Origin of the sequence: Caloranaerobacter azorensis DSM 13643, from assembly GCF_900129995.1 — a bacterium.
Lineage (GTDB): Bacteria > Bacillota > Clostridia > Tissierellales > Thermohalobacteraceae > Caloranaerobacter > Caloranaerobacter azorensis.
In genome coordinates, this window is sequence record NZ_FQXO01000038.1 from 1 (window position 1) to 22,015 (window position 22,015).

Genomic DNA, 22,015 nt, shown 5'->3' on the forward strand with positions numbered 1-22,015 from the left:
AATGTTTATAATAATAGCATTTAATCTTATGCAATTATATTTCTTTAGGTGTATTAGAGGATTTAGAAAGAAAAGAATGTTGCAGATAGATATTATTGAAGATATAAGAGATGAAAGATTTACTATAGAAGCTGATTGGATAAATCCAATATTTGAAAAAACATAATTAAAAATAAAACTGGAAATTGATTATTAAAATTTCTTGGGGTAGGGGGAGGTGTAACTATTTTTAAGACCTATCGGTCTACAGGTTTCCCAGTTATTCAAGTAAATGTTAAAAAATAAAATTTTAGTAAAAATAAATTTTTTACTGGAAATTTGATGCGAAATCTCTGAAAAAATTATTAGATCATTTAGTTAGTGTAAGTAATGATGAAAATTCAAAAGCCAAAGAAAAAGGTGATGCATTAGAAAACTTAGTTAAATTTATAATAAGGAAAACATATTTTTTTGAAGTATATGCTAACATACCAACTGATACAAATGAAATAGATCAAGTCATAAGATTAAGTGATAAAGGATATCAGGCTTTAAAACAATTTGAACTTTCTAGAGAATTATTGCATATAAATGAAGACATTTTTCTTGGAGAATGTAAAAACTATAAAGAGAATTTAGGGGTATCATGGGTAGGTAAGTTTTATGGACTTTTAAAAAGTTGTAAGTGTAATTTTGGAATTTTGTTTACAACTAATGGTTTAACGGGAGATAAAGATTCATGGAAAGATGCTTATGGATTAATAAGAGTTTTTAATCTAATTGAACAATTAAGAAGAGATAATGATGAATTTTATATAATAGTATTTGATATGGAAGATTATAAACAAATTCCTAATAAAACTTTTTTTGAGATAGTGAAGGCAAAAAAGGATGCGATAAAAATTGGTTCAAAATATGAAAAAATAATTGAACAATATAAAGAAAATAGAAATATTGAAGTTGAAGATGTAGTTAATGAGTTGAGGAGAAAATAAAAAATATATTTAATCTAGTAATACTAAATTAGTTTTAATAAAAAAACTGTTAGTAAATTTAAATACTAACAGTTTTTTATTAAAAAACATATTATTATTATTTAAACAAAGTTTATCATTTTAGTCATATACGGTGAACCGTACCACAAGTAACAGCGGTTTTTGTTGAATTTAGATGATAGATATAATATTACGGATAAGGAAAAAGAAGATAACATAAAAATTTATATGGATGATGAAGGAACATGAAAATTATTGTATTAGAAGAGATAGTTAAGAATTTTTCAAAAGGAAAGATTTATTTAGAAAAAGAGATTAATAGAGTTTTGAAAAGGATATATGAAGATTATGCCATTATAAGAAGAGCGTTAATAAAATATGGATTTATTGAAAGAACAAATGATTGTAATAGTTATTGAGTGAAGGAATATATTAAAAGGAGTCGGGAGGATGATTAAAAATTATTTAGAATTGAATAAATTTGAAGTAGAGAAAATTATTCAGTTTATAAATAGAAATAAAATAAATAAATTATCTTTTGAAGATATAGATAAGGAAATCAAATCTGAAGAATTTGATTTTGGTAGAGGAGTTATTTTAAAAATTAAGGGACAAGATATTATTGGAATGGCGTCAATAATATTAAAAGAATGTGATAAGAAAGGAATAGCATATATAATTAAGTTAGATATAAATGAAAGCATAGAGGATAAGAGGACAGTTTTATGTGAGATAATAGAAGAATCTAAGAAGATAGCAAAAAAATATGGAGCAAGGGAAGTATTTTTAGGTACAAAGGATGACACAATAATTAGAAATTTAAATACTTTAAATATAAAGAAACAATATTCGGCAATAAGAATGACATTAGATAATATAACAGTTAAATATTCACCATTAAGTCTAGTTAAGTTATCAGAGGAAAATAAGAAGGAATATTTAATGATTTATAATGATGCCTTTAAAGAAGTTCCAAATGCAGCAACGCTGACAGAGAGTGATATTGATGAATATATAAAAAAAGCAGATGAAAATAATTGCTATATAGCTATAGTAAATAATGAAATGATAGGTTTTTTGCAGTTTAATATTAAAGAGGGAGTGGGTGAGTTTGATTTAGGACTAATTAAGAGTGCTAGAGGAAAGGGATATGGAAAGCTACTTTTAGAAACGGCTATTAGTTTTTTGAATTCAAAGAAAGTAAAAGAAATAGGTTTGATTGTTATTACAAAAAATACTTTAGCTTATGATATGTATAAAAAAAGAGGGTTTAAAGAAAGTGAATTAGTTAGTGATTGGTTTAAACTCGATTAAGAATAAAGTCTTTGTTAAATTGTTTACTGATAATTTATATCTCCCTTTGTTCAAATAAGAGAAATAGATAAAGATATAAAGGATATAAAGCAGAATACTACATATTAGAAGAGATACTATATTTTTTTATTGTAAAGATTATCATTTTATTGAATGAAGGTAAACCATAGCACTACAAGTGAAAAAATATAAAAGGTAGAAAGGAAGAGGTTAATGTATTTAGAACAACAAATTATCAATAAAGGAAGAAAGATAAGAGGTTTAATTATTTTTGCATATTGTGTAGTTATGCTAATAGCATTAATCAAGTATAATTTTAAAACAAATAGGGATTTATTTATGTATTTAGGAATAATGCTTTTTGCATTAATCGCTTTCTACAGGGGGAATAAATTTATAGGAGATATGCTATTTATAGGTTTAACTATTATATTAGGATTATTACCGATATATATATTACATTATTTTCAAGTTGATAAAGTTTTTGGAGGAATATTATATATTATCATTCTTGCTATTTGCTTTATATTAGGAATAAAATCAAAAATTTATGAAGAATTTAGAGCTTTTATGAAATGGGAACATAGGAAAAAAACTAAAACTGTTTACTATCTTGAAAATGTGATTTTAATAACTATGATAGTAATAGATAAAATAATTTAGGTAAAAAGCAATATATTTATCTAATTATTGTAAATAACATCGTAAAAATATTTTTAAAGTAATATGGTGATAACGGGGATGTTTTTTTAAAATATCTGTTTCAAAATGGAAAAACCCCCTACAGGTTCTTGAAAACCTGTAGGGAGTTTGTAATATAGAATCTATCCTAGTATTCCTACAGTTTGAAAAAATGGTGTGAAATCTTTGCCATTCCATTTTAATGATGTCTGAACATATCCTAAATTATCAGCATTGTATCTGCCTGCTATTCGTCGAACTGCATATAATTCATAAGTTCCATCCCTTTGAAAATCAATAGGGTATAATCCGCCAAGTGGATTTACCCATCCTTTAATAGGTTTTTTAAGTTTACCTTTGGCGTCATATATTTCAGATAGGTAGTCTTTACCTTTATACTTAATGTCTATAATATATTTTTTTGTATTATTTTCTCTAACTTCTACTTCATAGTAATCCTTATATATTACTTCGTAGGTATATTTTTGGTTAAATTTTTCATAATCAAATATTTTTTTAGGAGAATTATTCGTAAATGAGTAGATATAATAGAAAGCATATCCGCCACTTCCGCCTGAATCGATACTAATTAGAATATCATTTACTTTATTTCCAGTAAAATCTCCTAAAAATATTGTTGGATTATATCCAGCATTTTCTTTTGGAATGATTCTATAAAAAATATTTGTTCTTCCATCCTGAATTAGTATAGTTATATTATCAACAAATGGACTTTTTATACCATATGGTTTTTCTCCTATTAAATAAACATTGTCTATTATTAAATCACCATTAACATCCCCTTGTTTAAAATCCAATATAAATATTCTATTTGCATTCATTTGATTCAAAGGATAAAATGGACATAAATACATATAATCATCTCCTTATAGCTACTACTAATATAGTATGACTATTATGAGATATAGTTACAAAAAGAACGTGGGTATATCAAGGCTTTCTAAAGATAAGATTAAAATTGGAATACAAATGTTATTTGAAGAGATATGTTTGTTAAAAAGTAAAGGGAATATTATTTTTTAAGAAAGTTTGTAGTTAGATAGAAAATTTAAAAGAAAGGTAGGTAAATATGCCATTTACATTTGCTCATCCATCTATTGTATTGCCATTTGCATCTAAACGAAATAAGTATTTAGATTTTACAGCGTTAGTAATTGGAACGATGGCACCCGATTTTGAATATTTTATTTATTTTAAGCCAATACAGATAGTTGGACATACATTTCTTGGACAATTTTATTTTAATTTACCAATAGTTTTTATATTAGCCTATATCTATCATTATATATTGAAGGAAGCTGTGATATTAAATCTGCCAAAACCCTATTGCGATAAATATTATTATTTAGTAAAAAGACAATGGAAAATAGATTCACTATCTAGATTTATTGTGTTTTGTTATTCGGCTATTTTAGGGGCATTCACTCACTTGATTTGGGATAGCTTTACACACAAAACAGGTTTTTTTGCTAGGAATATAGGCTTATTAACAAAGTATCTGAATATAGCAGGGATTAAAATTCCAGTTTATAAAATGCTTCAGCATGGAAGTACGTTTTTGGGGCTTACAGTGATTATTATATATTTGATTGCTATTCAGGATAATAGTGTATATAAAAACTATGTTCAAATAAGTAAATTTTATAAGTTAAGATTTTGGAGCGGAGTGATTATAATTAGTTTAATTACTATTTTATTAAAAATGTCTCAAGCAAGTATTTTACTATTAGGAGAAATCATTGTAACAGTAATTGATGGTATATTTATTGGGCTTGTGATTATGTCTATGTTGGCTAGAATTCGGAAAGTTTGAAGGGAGGTACTAAAGTATCTCCCTTTGCTTTTTATTTTGAATAGATGGGTTTATTTATGCATTAGATCCAAATGGAACTGTATATTTTTGGATTAAACAATAATGAGAAAGGTTATGAATACTAGGATAGAACAAATTTTGTCCTAGTATTTTTTTATTCTAAAAGTATTACTTGTAAATGAATTAATGAAATAATATTATGGAAATGATAGTATATAAATATATTGAGCACTCTAGAAGGTGAAAAGATGAAAAAGCGTATGATGAAATTGCAGACAAAAATTATAATATTGATTACAGTAGTAGTTTTTGTATCAATATCGATAGTTTTGCCTTTTATAACAGATAGTGTATCAAAAAACGTAGAAGAGAAATTGGCAATAAATATAATGAATACTGCAAAGATAGTAGCAAAATCTCCTATTATAAGGGAAGCGTTAGATAAGAAAGATCCAGATGGAATTATTAAACCGTATATAGATGCATTGTTGGATTCTGTTGAACAGATAGAATTCATAGTTGTTGCCGATATGGAAGGGATTAGATACTCTCATCCCAATCCAAAGAGAATTGGACAAAAATTTGTAGGGGGTGATCAGTATAAAGTAATTAAAAATGGTGAAACTTATATTTCTAAAGCAACTGGAACGCTGGGAAAATCAATGAGGGCATTTACTCCAATATATGATTTAGAAAATAAGAAACAGATAGGTTTTGTTTCGGTAGGAACTCTTATAGAGAGCGTTGAAGAAGCTAAAAAAGAAGCAGTATTACATTTAATTTTTTTAGCATATACAGGAATATTAGCGGGAATAATTGGAGCTTTTTTGTTAGCTAATAATATTAAAAAAACACTTATGGGTTTAGAACCAAATGAAATAATAAAGCTTTATAATGAAAAAGTAGGCATGCTTGATGCAATACATGAAGGGATTATTGCCATAGATAAAGACTGTAAAATAACTCTTGTTAATGATTCCGCACTCGATATACTACAGATAAAAGATAAATACAAACCAGAAGAAATAATAGGAAAACCAGTTACCGACATTTTTCATACGAGTCGACTTCCTAAAGTTTTAGAAACTGGAATTGCGGAATATGATAAAGAACAGCGAATAAATGACACTATTATTGTTACGAATAGAGTACCTATAAAGGATAATGGTAAAATCGTTGGAGCCATAGCTACATTTAGGGATAAAACAAAGATAACGAGATTAGCTGAAGAGGTAACGGGTGTGAAGCAGATAGTACAGGCATTGAGAGCAAATACCCATGAATTTTTAAATAAATTGCATGTAATATTAGGACTGCTTCATTTAGGAGAGATAGAAGAGGCGAAAAAGTATATTGTGAATATTACGGAAAGCCAACAGCAGATAATCAGTATGATTATAAAAAAAGTAAAAGATCCAACTATTGCAGGGTTAATACTTGGGAAATTCAGTAGGGCAAAGGAACTGGGAATAAAGATGGTAGTTGATGAAGCTACAAAACTTGATTCTAGGCATAACAATATAAGCAGTAGTGCGCTTATAACGCTTATTGGGAATATATTGGAAAATGCATTAGAAGCGGTAAGTAAGACTAATAAAGAAGAAAAGATAGTCAGAATAAGGATAGAAGAAATGGAAGACAGGATTGAAATTGAAATAGAAGATACCGGAAAGGGAATTGAAGAAAAGCATTTAAATGAGATATTTAAAAGGGGTTTTACAACGAAATCTGGAAGTGAGGGTATAGGATTAGATTTGGTAAAGAGAACTGTAGAAGAGTTAAATGGTGAAATTCATGTATATTCAAAAATAAATATAGGTACAACATTTAAAGTTATACTGCCTAAGGAGGTTTAAAATGATTAAAGTTTTAATTGTGGAAGATGATCCAATGGTAGCCGAATTGAATAAAAGATATGTTGAGAGCGTTGATGGATTTAGTGTCGTAGGGATAGTATCAAATGGTGAAGAAGCTATGAATTTTTGCAGAAAAAACGAAGTAGATTTAATTATATTAGATATATATATGCCGAAAGTTGATGGAATTAATTTTTTAAAAGAGATTAGAAGAAGATTTATGATGATAGACGTAATATTAGTTACGGCTTCAAGAGAAACTCAAAATATTGATGCTGCACTTAAATTAGGTGCTGTAGACTATCTGATTAAGCCTTTTGAATATGAGAGGTTAAAAAAAGCATTAGAAAATTATGCTGATAGATGTAGAGTTTTACAGAGTTCTAAACCGGTTAAACAGGAAGAAATTGATGTGATAACTAAAGTTTGTAAGATGCATGAGAATAATAATTTAAAAAAAGGACTGCATAAAAAAACTCTTCAAAGAATTCGCGATTTTGTGAAAAAGCATCATAATGAGTATTTAACGGCTGAAATTATTGCCGAAGACATAGCGTTATCAAAAGTTACAGTCAGAAGATATTTGGAGTATATGGAAAGTATTGGCGAAGTCGAGATTGAAGTAGAATATGGTTCTGTAGGACGTCCATCGCATTTATATAAATATATTGGGGAATAATCTATTTCCAAATAAAAATTGTTAAAAAGAAGTCATAAATATTTTTATTTACTAAAACATTTAGAATAATTTCTAAATGTTTTTTGCTTTTTTGATATAGGTTAAAATTTACATATAAAATAGATATATTAGAAAGGATGGTAATGATGAGCTATGCAGAAAAGAGCTTAAAGATGCACGAGGGAAAAAAAGGTAAAATAGAGGTTACATCTAAAGTAAAAGTTACAAATAAGGATGAATTAAGTACAGCTTATACACCGGGCGTTGCAGAACCATGTAGAAAAATTCATCAAAATAGAGAAAATGTTTATAAATATACGTCTAAAGGGAATTTAGTTGCAGTAGTTTCTGATGGAACGGCTGTATTAGGTTTGGGAGATATTGGGCCTGAAGCAGCGATGCCTGTAATGGAGGGTAAGGCTATTTTATTTAAAGAGTTTGCAGGTATAGATGCATTTCCTATTTGTTTAGCTACAAAGGATGTAGATGAGATAGTTAAAACGATAAAATATTTAGAACCTACTTTTGGCGGAATTAATTTAGAGGATATATCATCGCCAAGATGTTTTGAAATAGAAGAGAGATTAAAAAAGGAGTTAAACATACCAGTATTTCATGATGATCAGCATGGTACTGCCATAGTTGTTTCAGCGGGATTAATAAATGCACTGAAAGTAACTAATAAAAAGATAGAAGACGTTACTATAGTGGTTAATGGCCCGGGTGCAGCGGGTACAGCTATTGTTAAAATGCTTATAAATCTTGGAGCAAAGGATATTATTGTATGCGATAGAGATGGGATAATCTATGAAGGAAAAGAGAAGTTGGAAGGACACAAAAAAGAACTTTCTAAAATAACTAATAGAAATAAAAAACAGGGGACTTTAAAAGATGCAATGGAAGGAGCCGACGTATTTATTGGTGTATCGGCTGCTAATGTTGTGAGTGAAGATATGATTAAATCGATGAATAAAGATGCGATAGTGTTTGCAATGGCCAATCCTATACCAGAGATAATGCCTGATTTAGCTAAAAAGGCAGGGGCAAAAGTAGTTGGTACAGGGCGTTCAGATTTTCCAAATCAAATAAATAATGTTATCGCTTTTCCTGGTATTTTTAGAGGAGCGTTAGATGTTAGAGCTAGACAAATAAATGAAGAGATGAAAGTAGCTGCAGCTTATGCTATAGCAGGAATAATAAGTGATGAAGAACTTAATGAAGACTATGTTATCCCAAATCCATTCGATAAGAGAATAGTTGAAAGAGTGGCAAAAGCAGTTGCAAAAGCGGCAAGAGAAAGTGGAGCCTGTTAAATAGTGCATAGGGAGGGATTAAAATGAATAGTTTAGAAAATCAAGGATATAAAATTATGGGTATGTCAGTTCCAGTATTTATACTTGTTACATTTGTTGTCTTATTAGCAACTTATATGGGTGTACTTCCTAAAGGAATGATTGGAGCATATCCGATTATGATGGTGATTGGTGCAATATTCAATGAGATAGGTAATCGTACACCAATAGTAAAGGATTATCTAGGTGGCGGCCCGATTGTGGTTATATTTGGTTCAGCAGCTTTAATCACTTATGGATTATTACCTAAAGCTACAGGAGAAATTATAACAAACTTCATGAAAGGAGAAGGTTTTTTAAGTTTTTATATAGCAGCGCTCATTACTGGCAGTATATTAGGGATGGATAGGAAACTATTGATTAAGGCAGCAGTAAGATATCTTCCAGCAATTATTGCCGGAGTAGTTGCCGCATTAGGTTTAGTCGGTTTAGTTGGCGGATTAATAGGATTTGGAGCTAAAAAGGCGATACTTTATATAGGACTGCCTATAATGGGTGGAGGTATGGGAGCCGGTGCCGTACCATTATCAAAAATATTTGGTGAGGCATTGAAAGTAGATCCAAAAGAAATGCTTTCTGTAATGATTCCGGCTCTTGCACTTGGGAACGCGCTATCTATAGTTGTTGCCGGGTTATTGGATAAAATAGGTAAAATCAAAACAAACCTTACAGGAAATGGCAAATTATTAAAAGAAAATATTGAAGAGGTTAAGCAAGAAGAAAGGACGGAAAAAATTGATTATAGAAATCTAGGAATTGGACTTTTATTATCGACTACTTTCTTTGTTTGGGGTAAGATATTAGCTAAATTTATTCCTATACATTCATATGCTTTAATGATAATATCTGTTGCTATAATAAAGGCTGTGGGGATAGTTCCAAGAAAATATGAAGTAGGAGCTTTTCAGTGGTTTAGATTTATTATGGTTAATTTGACTCCGGCACTATTAGTTGGTATAGGAATAGCATATACGGATTTAAATGCGGTTATTAGTTCATTTAATTTACAATATATCTTATTAGTTACAGTTACAGTAATAGGTGCAGTGCTTGGTTCAGGCATTGTAGGGAGCTTACTTGGATTTTATCCAATTGAATCTGCAATTACGGCCGGACTATGTATGGCAAATATGGGAGGAACGGGAGATGTAGCTGTTTTGTCTGCATCAAAACGTATGAACTTAATGCCTTTTGCTCAAATATCATCTCGTATTGGAGGAGCATTTATGCTCATACTTGCCACTATTTTATTGAGTCTACTTGGATAATTATAAATCGTTAGTTTTAATATAGGCTTAGCAATGATGCTAGGCCTATTATTTTGCTGAAATTTACAAGAGAATTATATATAATTTAACTAAATAAACGTAATTTTCTATAAATTATAAAAATTATGGACACTTTTTTGCTTTCGTACGTTATATATGTGAAAGCACTAATCGAGGAAGTGATAAGGTGAACATCTATTTAGTTTATCAAAAATATAATAAGGAGTTTATTGCATATGCAAAATCTATAACTCAAAATAGCGATAGGGCTTTTGATCTTGTACAAGAAGCATATGTAAGTGCACTAGAAAGAGAAGAAATGTTTGCTAATATGAATGAGCATCAAATAAAAGGGTGGTTTTTTACTACAATAAAAAACAGAAATATTGATTTTATACGAAAACAGAACAAGATACTGCCATGTGAAAACGTTATATTAAATAATGTATTATCTAAAGAAAGTCAAGATTTTGAATCTCAAGTTACTTTTGATAATTTAATTCAGAAACTACCTCGAAAGAATAAAGAAATTCTGGTGCTTAAGTACAAGATGTTATTAAATAGCACTGAAATAGGGGAAATACTTGGGATATCGCCTTCTACTGTACGATCTCGATTAAGTGCTTCGTTAAAAATGTTAAAAAATGAAATCTAAAATTAAGGGAGGGTGTAAGATGTCAGTAATTGAGAATATAGGATTACTTGATACTAGAAATATTAAAGAGGATTTAGCAAAGGAGATTACTAAAATATGTAATGTAGGGATACTTATTGAAAGTAACGAGTCGCGATTACTACTTAAAAATTGTGAGAAAGTAAATGTAGGATTTGTTGTGGAAATACCAAAGGATATACAGATGGTTACTTGTTCAGGGATTTTAAAGATAAACAGAAATTATTTGGAAGGACTTTTAAATCAAATAGCTATTTTAGTGAACGGTACGATTATCTTTGAAGAAGATATCGACAGTAATCTTATAAATGAAAAAATATACTGTTTGATAGTAAATGGGCGAATGATATGTCCGGAAAAATTAAATGGGGTTATACAATCAAAATCTAAAATAAATGGGCGAATTTGTAGTTACAAAGATGATTATATATTATTTAGTAGTACTATTATATTAAATAATCAATTTTTATATGGATTGAAGCCACATTCAAAACTTGCTATTGATAAAGCTATCATTATTGAAGATGTTGATATGAAACTGTTTGAAGAAAAAGTATCTAATATTCAAATATTAGATAAATTAGTGATAGCAGATGAAGTTGAAAAAGAATTTGCTAAATATATTGATGAGTATTATTTATTAGATAAAACTGTAGTACCAAAGGGTTCAAAGTATATAGAACACGATATAAAATTGAACGATAATACAATAAAAAGATATAATGATAGTATTTTATTTGTAGATGGGGAAGTTGAGATATATCTTGAGGATGATAGTAAACTTAAAGACCATATTAAATCTTTAATATGCGACAGTATAGTTTGTAGAGCAAAAAACTATGAGGCTGTTAAAGGTATTTTAGGAAATGAAAATATAGAAATAGAAATAATTGAAGGAAAACTAATTAAAAATACAGGGAAAATGGTTTTATCAGGAGTTGTAGAAAATGTTGATGAAGGAGTAACAATAAGAAATATGGGGAAATTAGTTATCGATGAAAATATTGACGTTGATGTTTTTAATAAAAAAGTAAAATCGATTTTGAATTTTGGTCTTATTGTTGCCCCAGAAAAAGTAATTAATATCGTAAGAAGCAAAATAGAAGAAGATTATGGCCATATAAAAATATCTAGTAGTCAAAAAGATAATATAGAAAAGGAAGAAAATATTTTATATTCTAATACAGGAGAGTTGAGATTATAAAGCAAAACTCGCTATATAGCGAGTTTTGCTTGTTTAAATTTTAAATTTACTTATCAATTCATTTAAACTTTGTGCAATACTATTTAGAGTATCTGCAGATGAAGCAATTTCTTCCATAGATGCTAATTGTTCTTCTGAAACGGCAGCTATATTTTCAAAACTTGCAGCAGAATTTTTAGCGATATCAAATGTTTGTTCTGCCGAAGCAGCTATTCGCTTTGAATTTGCAGATATCTGTTCAGAGGCAGTTGAGACTTCTTGGATTTGTTTTGCAACGTTTTGAATTGCCTCTAAAATCTTTATAAATGCTTTACCGGCTTCATTTGTTATTTTCATTCCTTTTTGAACTTCATTATTTACATTTTCCATTGATTGGACAGAATAATTAGTATTCTTTTGTATTTCTTTTATTATATCTGAAATTTCGTTTGTTGATTTTTCTGATTGTTCGGCTAATTTTCTTATCTCATCAGCTACAACGGCAAATCCTTTGCCATGTTCTCCTGCACGAGCAGCTTCTATAGCTGCATTTAAAGCAAGTAGATTTATTTGAGAAGTAATATTATTAATGGCTTCTAATATTTGATCTATTTTTTGCGAGTGTTGATTTAATACTTTTATTGCCGATGATGAATCGTAAACAGATTTATTTATAGAGTTCATCTGTTCTATGACTTCTTGTATAGATTCATTTCCTTGTTCTGCTTCTTTTGATGCTTCAAGAGCAGACTGCTGTACTACAGCAGAAGATTGAGCGATTTTTTGAATATTTATTGCCATTTTTTTCATAGATTCTGAAGTTTCTTCGGATATTGACATTTGCTTTTGAGTGTCGTCCGATACTTCTTGTATAGTTAAAGCAACGTGATTAGTCGCATTGACATTTTCATTCGTAATTGTTGCTAATTCTTCTGAAGAATAAGCTAACTGATTAGAAGTTTCATTTACTTGATTAATTAGTGCTTTTATATCGGCTTGCATCACATCTACAGCTCTGGAAAGTTCACCTATTTCATCTTTCCTGTTGAGATATGTTTTAGGAACATTTTTTGTAAGATTTCCAGTTGCTATGAGTTTTAAATGTTCAATTATTGATTTAATTGGCATAGTAATGTTTCTACTAAATATTATGGATAATGTTAATGCGAATATAAATGATGCAGCTAGAATTATGAGAGTAATTATTAAAGTATTTTTTTTCAGAGACAATAGCGATGAAACATTATAGTTAGTATTTATCATTCCTATGACTTTAGTTTTTGTAGGGTTCCATAAAGGGGTATATAATCTTATGTATCCTTTATCGTCTAAAATCTTTACAATTTCTCCTTTAGAAACAGTTTTAAAGATTGTTGGATCCTTTAATACTTGTCCTATTCTTTCTTTTTCGGTTTTGCTTGAAGTTCTGACTAATTTATCTTTTACATAAATATTTATGTCTCCAGAAGTAACATTACTGATATCGGTTAGAAAATCATCTTCAAAGCCGACTTGTAAAGTTCCTATAATTTTTTCATTATCTTTTATAGGGACGAATGCTCGAATTGCTAATCCGCTTTTTCCAAATTCAAAACCTTTTATTTCCTGACCTTTTAATGCTAATTTTATAGATTCGTTGCTGCTTTTATCATCTCCAAATTTTGAACTATGTGCTCTTAAGAAAACAATTCCCTTGTCATCACCAAATTCTAATATTTGGATGTTGTGTTCTTCTTTTAATCTTTGGAATATTGGTTTAATTATTTGTTTTAATGCATCACGATCTTTATTTTTAAAAACATCAATGATTTCAGGTTTATTAGAATAGAGATTTGCTAGAAACAGAGCTTCTTGTGCTTTTTTTTCAAGTTTGTATTTAACAATAGATACATTATGCTTTAAATCATTTTCAATCAAATGATCTAAATTGTTTCTGCTCTGATTGTATAAAATTGAAGAAGAGATAGATACTGGAATTATTGCAATCAGTATTAGCAATAATAAAAGTTTTGTTCTTAATGTTTTAATAGATAATTTCATCAGAAATAGCCTCCTATTTTATTATTGTTATTTAAGCATGATTACGGATATTCGACATTTTTCTACAAAATCCTTTTTTAAAAATTATTAAAAAAAATTAACATTTTAATAAAAACATTTCAAAATATTTACACATTTAATATTTTTACGATACTATATACAATATAGAGATATTTTGTATTTAATTGAATGTATTTCTTGTTAAGGATTCAATTGCATCATGCATTTGACAATACTTATAAAAAGAAAGGAGGAGAAAAACATGTCAATTTCTAAAATTAATAATAATATTAATTACTATTATACAAAAAATGTTAATAATAAATCTCTGTATAAAAGCAAGATTAGAGTTAATCATACCTGTGTATCAGCTAATACTAATAATATTTGGGATGAGCTTAGAAAAAAATATGATATTACTAATGCTACATTTGATGAAGTTAAAGAAATATCTAAAAAACTTTATAAGGCAGGTGAAATTTCTCTTTTAGAATTGTCTATTATATGTTTAGATCCATCAAAAATTCCGGCTGTAAGAAGGGATAGATTACTTTGTGCTCCTCGTGAGGGAGGAAGACATAATTGGATAAAGGTATTTAAAGATATCGCTGATAGGAGTTTATCTAATAATCTTATAGATTCATACAAAACAGATATTAAAATAGTCAAAATATTTGAGAAACTTAAGCGCTGATGTTGAGTCCATTCATAAAACGAATGGACTGTTTTTTAAAAGTCAAAATTTACTGAATAATATGTTATACTATAACTTAAAGGATATATTTATAAAAATTCTAAGAAAGGGGATTTGAATATGGATAACGTTTTACTCGAGAAATACGCACATCTTGTAGTAAAAACGGGGGTTAACATTCAAAAAGGTCAAATTCTTGTTATAACTTCTCCTATAGAATGTGCTCCTTTTACAAGAATGGTAGCAAGAGTTGCTTATCAAGAAGGAGCAAAAGATGTTGTTGTAAAATGGACAGACGAGCTATTCTTGAAAATAAGATATAAACATGCTCCGGAAGAAGTCTTTGAAGAGTTTCCTGAATGGATAAAAGAGTTTTATATGTACTATATGAAACAAGGAGCGGCTTTTTTAAGCATAGCGGCATCTGATCCGGAACTTATGAAGGACGTAGACCCTAAAAGAATAGCTAAAGAACGTAAGGTCAGCAGCATCTCATTAAAAGAATATAGAGAAAGTTTGATGAGCAATAGAAATGTTTGGTCTATTGTATCAGTTCCTACAAGGGCTTGGGCAAGGAAAGTTTTCCCTGAACTTCCAGAGGACGATGCGGTTGAAAAACTATGGGAGGCTATTTTAAAAGCTGTTAGAGTAGATACAGAAGATCCCGTTGCTTCTTGGGAAGAGCATAAAAATAATCTTAAAAAGAGTTTAGAATTTTTAAATAGTAATAATTTTAAACTTCTTCATTTTAAGAATTCTTTAGGAACAGATTTAAAAATCGAACTTCCTGAAAGTCATATATGGCTTGGAGGTTCAGATTATACTCCTGAAGGGATAGAATTTATTGCAAATATGCCCACAGAAGAGGTATTTACTTTACCGAAAAAGACAGGAGTAAATGGTACTGTAGTGAGTTCAAAGCCTTTAAACTATAATGGAAATTTAATCGAAAATTTCACATTAACATTTAAAGATGGAAAGATTGTCGACTTTAAGGCTGAAAAAGGTTATGAAAGTTTAAAACAGCTTATTGAAACTGATGAAGGTTCACATTATCTTGGTGAAGTGGCTTTAGTTCCTTATGATTCTCCTATTTCAAAATCGAACGTATTGTTTTATAACACTCTTTTTGATGAAAATGCTTCGTGCCATTTAGCAATAGGAAAAGCATATCCAGTATGTATAAAAAACGGTGAAAACATGAGTAAAGAGGAATTAGAAAAATTAGGGGTGAATGATTCTTTAACTCATGTAGATTTTATGATAGGGACAGAAGATCTTGAAATAATAGGGATTACAGCAGAAGGGAAAGAAGTACCTGTATTTAAAAAAGGCAATTTTACATATTAAATCTTTAAGAGCTAAAGGGACAATCCTTTTAGCTCTTATTAATTTCCATAAATTTATTTTATTAAAAATTTTGTTCCAAAGACATAATTGCTAAAATAATGATATAATATTTTCGAAAAAGTGAGGTGGCACAATGAGTAGTAGTAATAATAATAGAGAAAATGGTATTGCAGGAAGCGGTTGTGAAATATTAGTTCCTTTTAGCGAGAGAAAACCTCTCGAAGAAATAGAACGTAGTATTATTAAGAGATATAGAAAACACATATGGTCTAAGTTTGTCAAAGCTATAAGAGAGTTTAATCTAGTAGAAGATGGAGATAAAATTGCTGTTGCAATCTCTGGCGGTAAAGATAGTATGCTTATGGCTAAATTGTTTCAAGAATTGAAACGTCAAGGACAATTTAAAATTGAACTTGAATTTATTGTAATGGATCCGGGATATCATGAAAGCATAAAAGAGCTTCTAATTGATAATTGTCGATATCTAAATATACCTATCCATATTTTTGAGTCAAAAATTTTCGAGATAGTTGATGACATTGCACAAGATTACCCTTGCTATATGTGTGCTAGAATGCGGCGCGGAGCATTATATAATAAGGCTCAAGAACTTGGGTGTAATAAACTAGCTTTAGGGCATCATTTTAACGATGTTATTGAGACCACTATGTTAAACATTTTATATTCAGGATGTTTCAAAACGATGCTTCCTAAGTTAAAATCAACAAATTTTAAAGGGGTAGAATTAATCAGGCCAATGTATTATATTCGAGAAAAACATATTGAAAATTTTATTCAAAATAGTGGAATTTGGCCGTTAAATTGTGCATGTATGGTTGCTGCAAAGAAGACGTCGAGTAAAAGAAATGAAATTAAAGAACTTATAAAAGATTTAAAGAAAAATTTTGAGAATGTAGACAAGTCTATTTTCAAGGCAGCACAAAATGTAAACATGGATGCAATATTAGGATGGCAAAAAGATGGTAAGAAATATTCGTATTTAGATTTTTATGAATAAAAGTAGGTATGAGAGGAGGTTTGAAATTGGATTATAGAGTAGAGAAGGATTTTTTAGGAGAATGCAGGATTGAAAATGATAGATATTATGGAATAAATACAAAAAGAGCACTAGAAAACTTTAAATTAAAATCTAAAACGGTGAATTTAAAATTAATAAGGGAGATTGCTCTTATTAAAAAAGCGGCAGCAATAGTAAATAAAAGATTAAATAGATTACCAGAGGATAAAGCGGATGCTATAATTAAAGCGAGTGAAGAAGTCATTGAGGGTAAATTTGATGATGAGTTTAAATTAAGTGCACTTCAAGGTGGGGCTGGAACGTCTACTAACATGAATGTTAATGAAGTCATTGCAAATAGGGCGATAGAGATTTTAGGAGGCAAAAAGGGAGATTACAGTATTATTCATCCGCTCAATCATGTAAATATGTCTCAATCTACTAATGATGTATATCCTACTGCCCTTAGAATTGCCGCTATTCATATGATTAGAAAATTGAGCAATTCTCTTGCAGATTTACAAGAGGCACTTCAGATTAAAGAAAATGAATTTAGTGAAATAATTAAACTAGGTAGAACTCAACTTATGGATGCACTTCCTATGATGGTAGGGCAGGAATTTGGAGCCTATGCAAAAGCAATCGCCAGAGATAGATGGAGAATTTATAAAGTAGAGGAAAGGCTCAGACAGATAAATTTGGGCGGAACTGCAATTGGAACGGGAATGAATGCTCCATTAAAATTTGTTTTTATGATAACAGATGTTATTCAGGATTTAACAAAACTAGGATTAGCTAGAACTGAATTCCCTATAGATATAACTCAAAATGCCGATGTATTTGTAGAAGTTTCTGGGCTATTAAAGGCATGTAGTGTGAATTTGCTTAAAATTTCAAATGATTTGAGGCTATTAAATTCGGGGCCAAAAGGTGGAATAGGAGAAATAGAGCTTCCTATGATGCAGGCCGGTTCAAGTATTATGCCGGGGAAAGTTAATCCAGTAATACCGGAGATGGTGGCACAGGTAGCTATGAAAGTCATAGCAAATGATTATGCTATTACCATAGCTAGTTCTTCAGGGCAGCTTGAACTGAATGCATTTATTCCGCTTATAGCTGAAAGTCTTTTAGAATCTTTAGAACTATTAAATGATGCTGTTGTCTTATTCAGAGAAAAGTGTATCGAAGGGATAAAAGTAAATGAAAAAAGATGTAAGGAAAATCTTGAAAAGTCTACTGTACTGGTAACGGCTCTTGTTCATCATATAGGTTATGATAAGGCGAGTGAAATAGCCAAGAAAGCACTTGAAAGTGATAAGACAATAAGAGAAGTTTTAAGAGAAGAAAATATTTTGAGTGAAGATGAAATAGATAAGATTCTAAATCCTTATCAGGTAACAAAACCGGGAATACCAGGAAAATAATTTGGAGGGATATAAATGAGTTTAAATGATACACCACGTTCAACTAGAGTTCATATAGCTTTATTTGGTAAGAGAAATTCCGGAAAATCAAGCATTATAAATGCAATTACTAACCAAGAAATAGCAATAGTATCAGATGTTAAAGGGACCACTACAGATCCTGTTTACAAATCTATAGAAATTTTACCTATTGGACCTTGTGTTATTATAGATACTGCTGGATTAGATGATGTTGGTGATTTAGGAGAGCTTAGGATTAAAAAATCAATGGAAGTTTTAAATAAAACGGATGTAGCACTGTTTGTAATCGATGCAACCGTTGGGATAACTGATGAAGATAGAATGACAATTAATAGAATTAAAGAAAAGAAAATACCTTTAATTATAGTGTTAAACAAAGCCGATATTTCAGAAGTATCTAATGAAGATATTATTAACTTAAAAAAGGAATTTAAAGTACCTGTATTAGCAATTTCGGCATTAAAAAAACAGGGAATAAACGAACTTAAAAAGAAAATTATAAGTATTCTGCCAGAAGATGAAGATAAATTTAAAATAGTTGGAGATTTGATAGAACCCGGCGATTTTGTAGTTCTTGTTACTCCAATTGATAAGGCGGCTCCAAAAGGAAGACTAATTCTTCCTCAACAGCAGACTATCAGAGATATTTTAGAAAGTGATGCAATTGCTATTGTTACAAAAGAATATGAATTAAAGGAGACTTTAGAAAATTTATCTAAAAAACCTAAACTTGTAATAACAGATTCACAAGCGTTTTTGAAAGTAGCTGCTGATACTCCAAAGGATATCTTGATGACTTCCTTTTCAATATTATTTGCTAGATTTAAAGGAGATTTAGTTGAATTAGTGAAAGGAGTTAAAGCAATTGAGAAACTTAAAGATGGAGATAAGATTTTAGTTTCAGAAGGATGTACTCACCATAGACAAGCTGATGACATTGGTAGAGTAAAGATTCCTAGATGGATAAGACAAATTACAGGAAAGAAATTAGAATTTGAATTTAGTTCTGGAAGTTCTTTCCCAGACGATGTGCAGAAATATTCTTTAATTGTGCATTGTGGTGGATGTATGTTAAATAGAAGGGGAATGCTCTATAGGATAAATAGTGCAAAGTCTTTAAATATACCGATTGTAAATTATGGAGTAATGATTGCCTATGTTCATGGTATTTTAGATAGAGCATTAGAACCATTTCCTCTTGCTAAAATGGTTTGGGATGAGTAATCAAATTTTATAAAAATTGGAGATGGTTTTATGGAAAGTATACTCCTTATTGAAGACGATACTACTCTCGCTATGGGGATAGAGTATTCTCTTAAAGATGAGGGTATGGAAGTTGAAGTTAAGTATAATATAAAAGATGGATATAGTGCATTTAAAGAAAAAGATTTTGATTTGATACTGCTTGACGTTATTCTTCCCGACGGAACGGGATATGATCTTTGTAAGAAGATAAGAAAAGAAAGTAATATACCTATAATATTTTTGACAGCATGTGATGATGAAGTAAATGTCATTATGGGGCTTGATATAGGTGGAGATGATTATGTTACAAAGCCCTTTAGAGTTAAAGAACTCATATCGAGAATAAGGGCCACTATAAGAAGAAATAAGATGAATAATAATAGAATTCGGCAAGAAGATACTATATCTTTTGGAAGTATAGTAATCAATATAAGAGAAAACAGAGTAATAAAAGATGACAGAGAAATAATTCTTACTCCGATAGAATATAAACTGCTTTTGGCATTAGCTCAAAATCCGAACAGAGTCTTAACTAGAACCCAAATATTAGAAAAAATATGGGATTTGTCGGGACATTTTATAGACGATAATACATTATCAGTTCATATAAGAAGATTGAGAGAAAAAATAGAAGACTTTCCTGCAAATCCAAAGTATATTAAGACGGTTAGAGGAGTTGGCTATAAGTTAAGTTGTAAAGATTAAAAGTTGAAAATAAAGGATAAAGGCGTGGTTAATTTGTCTAGATTTTTAAATAATCCAGAAGTAAAGAGGATTATTATAAAACTTATAGCATTTCAAATTATATTAACTATATTGGTATTTTACATCATAAATATAAGGATAGATAATCTTAAAAATAACATGATAGATAATAATATAGCGGTAATAGGTAAAATACTGTCAATCCATCCTGAATTAGAAGAAGAGATAATAGGTTACTTTACTGGAAGAGTTTCAGATGTCGAAATGAAAAAGGGTATGGATATAGCCAGTAAGTATCATTTTACTAAAGAGCTACCTATAGAGGTGTTTTCTTATTTATATAACTTTGAAAAAAATTTTTATATAATTGCAGGTATCTTTTTATTTTTGAGTTTAGCAGCAATATTGTTCATAGTTCTTATAGAGTATAAAAATATATTTAGGAAAGTGAATATAATATCCCAAAAAGCAGAAGATGTAGTTAATGGAGAAATAGAAGCCTTACCGGAGGATGGTGAGGGCGATTTTTCTATCTTATATCACAATTTTAATAACATGACTAATAGATTGAAACTTACTATAGAGGCACTAGACAGAGAAAAGATATATCTTAAAGATATAATATCTGATATATCGCATCAGTTAAAGACGCCTTTATCATCTCTTATAATATTAAATGATATTATGCTTACAAGAGATATAGACAGGAAAAAGAGAGAAGAATTCTTGTATAAAAGTAGAGAACAGCTTGAGAGGATGCAGTGGCTTATAATAAATTTACTTAAACTGGCTAAAATGGAGGTTGGTGCGGTTAAATTTAATTATTACAATGAAAATATTATAGATACGATAAAAGGAAGCGTATCATTATTGAAACCGACTATAGATAAGAAAAATCAGCAGATAACAATAGATACAAATAAAGATAACATTGTGCTAAAGCATGATAGCGAATGGCTCAAAGAGGCTTTCGTCAATATAATAAAAAATTCTTCAGAACATACTCCAGACAATGGTAGAATATCTATTTCAATAGATGATACTCCTGTCTTTACTAAAGTGATAATAGAAGATACTGGTGAAGGCATAAAAAGAGAAGAACTGCCTAATATATTCAAACGCTTTTATAAGGCAAGCAATGCCAAAAGTGATAGTATCGGTATAGGTCTGTCTTTAGCAAAGACGATAATAGAGAGTCATGGTGGAGAGATATGGGTTGAAAGTAAGGAAGGCGAAGGTACGAGATTCATTATTACTTTTTTAAAAATTTGAGCCTTTAGTTTTTTCTAAATTTGTCCGCATGAGCGTCATTTTCATAAAATATTTTAATTTATTAATAAGATCAGGAATTTACTGTATAGGTAAATTCCTTTCTTTTTGTGTGCCGGGCATGCGTAACAACTAGGTGGTGAAAGTCCACTGTGGGGGTTGACCGTGCCAACCACTAGCTAAAGGCAAGGGTGTCCATCGTGAGGTGGAATCTGAAGGAAGCCGGAGGCAAAATCCTGGTCCGAGGTACACGAACCACATTCGAGGCTGTATAAATCGGGTGAGTTTGCAAAACAAAACAAAGCCCAAAACGGTCCGAAGGTTTATGCAGTAAATGTGGCGGATATATGGGAGGAAAGTGGTTACGCTTACCCCGGGAGGTCTCAAGGGTACGTCATTTAGATGAATTTCAAAATGACAACCTATGCAGTGATG

General features: G+C 29.9%; 20 protein-coding genes. 18 read left to right on the forward strand and 2 right to left on the reverse strand.

The features are described from left to right. Positions 1-560 precede the first annotated feature (560 nt). From BUB51_RS13635 to BUB51_RS07275, 4 genes are all read left to right on the forward strand, one after another. Positions 561-974, forward strand: a complete 414-nt coding sequence (locus BUB51_RS13635; protein WP_073196650.1) for a PDDEXK family nuclease — start codon at positions 561-563, stop codon at positions 972-974. A 245-nt stretch (positions 975-1,219) separates the two neighbouring features. After that, a complete protein-coding gene (locus tag BUB51_RS07265; RefSeq protein WP_276717580.1) occupies positions 1,220-1,393 on the forward strand; it encodes a DUF2087 domain-containing protein in 174 nt (57 codons plus the stop codon). Between the two features lie 31 nt (positions 1,394-1,424). Next, positions 1,425-2,288: a GNAT family N-acetyltransferase gene (locus BUB51_RS07270; protein WP_035161578.1), complete on the forward strand. Its 864-nt coding sequence runs from the start codon at positions 1,425-1,427 to the stop codon at positions 2,286-2,288. A 213-nt stretch (positions 2,289-2,501) separates the two neighbouring features. Then, on the forward strand, positions 2,502-2,951 hold the full coding sequence (locus tag BUB51_RS07275; protein WP_073196652.1) for a hypothetical protein: 450 nt from the start codon (positions 2,502-2,504) through the stop codon (positions 2,949-2,951). 161 nt (positions 2,952-3,112) lie between these two features. Here BUB51_RS07275 and BUB51_RS07280 read toward each other — a convergent pair whose 3' ends face one another. Further along, positions 3,113-3,844 (reverse strand): spore coat protein, encoded by a 732-nt coding sequence (locus BUB51_RS07280; RefSeq protein WP_073196655.1) that lies wholly within the window; start codon positions 3,842-3,844, stop codon positions 3,113-3,115. A 215-nt stretch (positions 3,845-4,059) separates the two neighbouring features. Between BUB51_RS07280 and BUB51_RS07285 the strand changes: the two genes are divergently transcribed. The 7 genes from BUB51_RS07285 to BUB51_RS07315 all read left to right on the forward strand — a co-directional run bounded on the left by BUB51_RS07285 (position 4,060) and on the right by BUB51_RS07315 (position 11,835). Further along, positions 4,060-4,803, forward strand: coding sequence for a DUF4184 family protein (locus BUB51_RS07285; RefSeq protein ID WP_073196657.1), 744 nt, complete (start codon positions 4,060-4,062; stop codon positions 4,801-4,803). Between the two features lie 248 nt (positions 4,804-5,051). Next, positions 5,052-6,659, forward strand: coding sequence for a DcuS/MalK family sensor histidine kinase (dcuS, locus tag BUB51_RS07290; RefSeq protein WP_073196659.1), 1,608 nt, complete (start codon positions 5,052-5,054; stop codon positions 6,657-6,659). A 1-nt stretch (position 6,660) separates the two neighbouring features. Continuing rightward, entirely contained in the window at positions 6,661-7,338 is a 678-nt protein-coding gene (locus BUB51_RS07295; RefSeq protein ID WP_073196661.1) for a response regulator, read from the forward strand. A gap of 143 nt (positions 7,339-7,481) precedes the next feature. Beyond that, positions 7,482-8,651 carry an NAD(P)-dependent malic enzyme gene (locus tag BUB51_RS07300; protein WP_278294230.1) on the forward strand — a complete coding sequence of 390 codons (1,170 nt, stop codon included), beginning with the start codon at positions 7,482-7,484 and terminating at the stop codon, positions 8,649-8,651. A gap of 23 nt (positions 8,652-8,674) precedes the next feature. Beyond that, positions 8,675-9,958 carry a 2-hydroxycarboxylate transporter family protein gene (locus BUB51_RS07305; protein ID WP_073196665.1) on the forward strand — a complete coding sequence of 428 codons (1,284 nt, stop codon included), beginning with the start codon at positions 8,675-8,677 and terminating at the stop codon, positions 9,956-9,958. Positions 9,959-10,145: 187 nt separating this feature from the next. After that, positions 10,146-10,613, forward strand: a complete 468-nt coding sequence (locus tag BUB51_RS07310) for an RNA polymerase sigma factor (RefSeq protein WP_073196667.1) — start codon at positions 10,146-10,148, stop codon at positions 10,611-10,613. 19 nt (positions 10,614-10,632) lie between these two features. Continuing rightward, positions 10,633-11,835 carry a hypothetical protein gene (locus BUB51_RS07315; protein ID WP_073196669.1) on the forward strand — a complete coding sequence of 401 codons (1,203 nt, stop codon included), beginning with the start codon at positions 10,633-10,635 and terminating at the stop codon, positions 11,833-11,835. 33 nt (positions 11,836-11,868) lie between these two features. On the opposite strand, the gene BUB51_RS07320 is transcribed toward BUB51_RS07315, so the two are convergent. Then, positions 11,869-13,854, reverse strand: coding sequence for a methyl-accepting chemotaxis protein (locus BUB51_RS07320; RefSeq protein ID WP_073196671.1), 1,986 nt, complete (start codon positions 13,852-13,854; stop codon positions 11,869-11,871). Positions 13,855-14,116: 262 nt separating this feature from the next. On the opposite strand from BUB51_RS07320, the gene BUB51_RS07325 reads away from it, so the two are divergent. The 7 genes from BUB51_RS07325 (at position 14,117) to BUB51_RS07355 (ending at position 21,583) form a co-directional block, all read left to right on the forward strand. Beyond that, the gene (locus tag BUB51_RS07325; RefSeq protein WP_073196673.1) at positions 14,117-14,548 is read left to right on the forward strand and encodes a hypothetical protein; all 432 of its coding nucleotides are present in this window, start codon (positions 14,117-14,119) and stop codon (positions 14,546-14,548) included. Positions 14,549-14,668: 120 nt separating this feature from the next. Then, complete coding sequence (locus BUB51_RS07330; RefSeq protein ID WP_073196675.1) at positions 14,669-15,898, forward strand: aminopeptidase; 1,230 nt, start codon at positions 14,669-14,671, stop codon at positions 15,896-15,898. Between the two features lie 133 nt (positions 15,899-16,031). Further along, positions 16,032-16,916, forward strand: coding sequence for a tRNA 2-thiocytidine biosynthesis TtcA family protein (locus tag BUB51_RS07335; protein ID WP_073196677.1), 885 nt, complete (start codon positions 16,032-16,034; stop codon positions 16,914-16,916). A gap of 26 nt (positions 16,917-16,942) precedes the next feature. Then, complete coding sequence (locus BUB51_RS07340; protein ID WP_083599550.1) at positions 16,943-18,340, forward strand: aspartate ammonia-lyase; 1,398 nt, start codon at positions 16,943-16,945, stop codon at positions 18,338-18,340. 15 nt (positions 18,341-18,355) lie between these two features. Further along, positions 18,356-19,585 (forward strand): [FeFe] hydrogenase H-cluster maturation GTPase HydF, encoded by a 1,230-nt coding sequence (hydF, locus tag BUB51_RS07345; protein ID WP_035161614.1) that lies wholly within the window; start codon positions 18,356-18,358, stop codon positions 19,583-19,585. A gap of 30 nt (positions 19,586-19,615) precedes the next feature. Then, positions 19,616-20,311: a response regulator transcription factor gene (locus BUB51_RS07350; RefSeq protein WP_073196681.1), complete on the forward strand. Its 696-nt coding sequence runs from the start codon at positions 19,616-19,618 to the stop codon at positions 20,309-20,311. A 33-nt stretch (positions 20,312-20,344) separates the two neighbouring features. Continuing rightward, on the forward strand, positions 20,345-21,583 hold the full coding sequence (locus tag BUB51_RS07355; protein WP_073196683.1) for a sensor histidine kinase: 1,239 nt from the start codon (positions 20,345-20,347) through the stop codon (positions 21,581-21,583). Positions 21,584-22,015: the final 432 nt, after the last annotated feature.

Excerpts from the sequence above, each read along its gene's own strand:
- BUB51_RS07305 (WP_073196665.1), top strand. The coding sequence starts at position 8,675 with ATGAATAGTTTAGAAAATCAAGGATATAAAATTATGGGTATGTCAGTT.
- BUB51_RS07320 (WP_073196671.1), bottom strand. The coding sequence starts at position 13,854 with ATGAAATTATCTATTAAAACATTAAGAACAAAACTTTTATTATTGCTA.
- BUB51_RS07335 (WP_073196677.1), top strand. The coding sequence starts at position 16,032 with ATGAGTAGTAGTAATAATAATAGAGAAAATGGTATTGCAGGAAGCGGT.
- BUB51_RS07265 (WP_276717580.1), top strand. The coding sequence starts at position 1,220 with ATGAAAATTATTGTATTAGAAGAGATAGTTAAGAATTTTTCAAAAGGA.
- BUB51_RS07300 (WP_278294230.1), top strand. The coding sequence starts at position 7,482 with ATGATGAGCTATGCAGAAAAGAGCTTAAAGATGCACGAGGGAAAAAAA.
- BUB51_RS07350 (WP_073196681.1), top strand. The coding sequence starts at position 19,616 with ATGGAAAGTATACTCCTTATTGAAGACGATACTACTCTCGCTATGGGG.
- BUB51_RS07330 (WP_073196675.1), top strand. The coding sequence starts at position 14,669 with ATGGATAACGTTTTACTCGAGAAATACGCACATCTTGTAGTAAAAACG.
- BUB51_RS07270 (WP_035161578.1), top strand. The coding sequence starts at position 1,425 with ATGATTAAAAATTATTTAGAATTGAATAAATTTGAAGTAGAGAAAATT.
- BUB51_RS07285 (WP_073196657.1), top strand. The coding sequence starts at position 4,060 with ATGCCATTTACATTTGCTCATCCATCTATTGTATTGCCATTTGCATCT.
- BUB51_RS07325 (WP_073196673.1), top strand. The coding sequence starts at position 14,117 with ATGTCAATTTCTAAAATTAATAATAATATTAATTACTATTATACAAAA.
- BUB51_RS07275 (WP_073196652.1), top strand. The coding sequence starts at position 2,502 with ATGTATTTAGAACAACAAATTATCAATAAAGGAAGAAAGATAAGAGGT.
- BUB51_RS07280 (WP_073196655.1), bottom strand. The coding sequence starts at position 3,844 with ATGTATTTATGTCCATTTTATCCTTTGAATCAAATGAATGCAAATAGA.
- BUB51_RS07315 (WP_073196669.1), top strand. The coding sequence starts at position 10,633 with ATGTCAGTAATTGAGAATATAGGATTACTTGATACTAGAAATATTAAA.
- BUB51_RS07295 (WP_073196661.1), top strand. The coding sequence starts at position 6,661 with ATGATTAAAGTTTTAATTGTGGAAGATGATCCAATGGTAGCCGAATTG.
- hydF (WP_035161614.1), top strand. The coding sequence starts at position 18,356 with ATGAGTTTAAATGATACACCACGTTCAACTAGAGTTCATATAGCTTTA.
- dcuS (WP_073196659.1), top strand. The coding sequence starts at position 5,052 with ATGAAAAAGCGTATGATGAAATTGCAGACAAAAATTATAATATTGATT.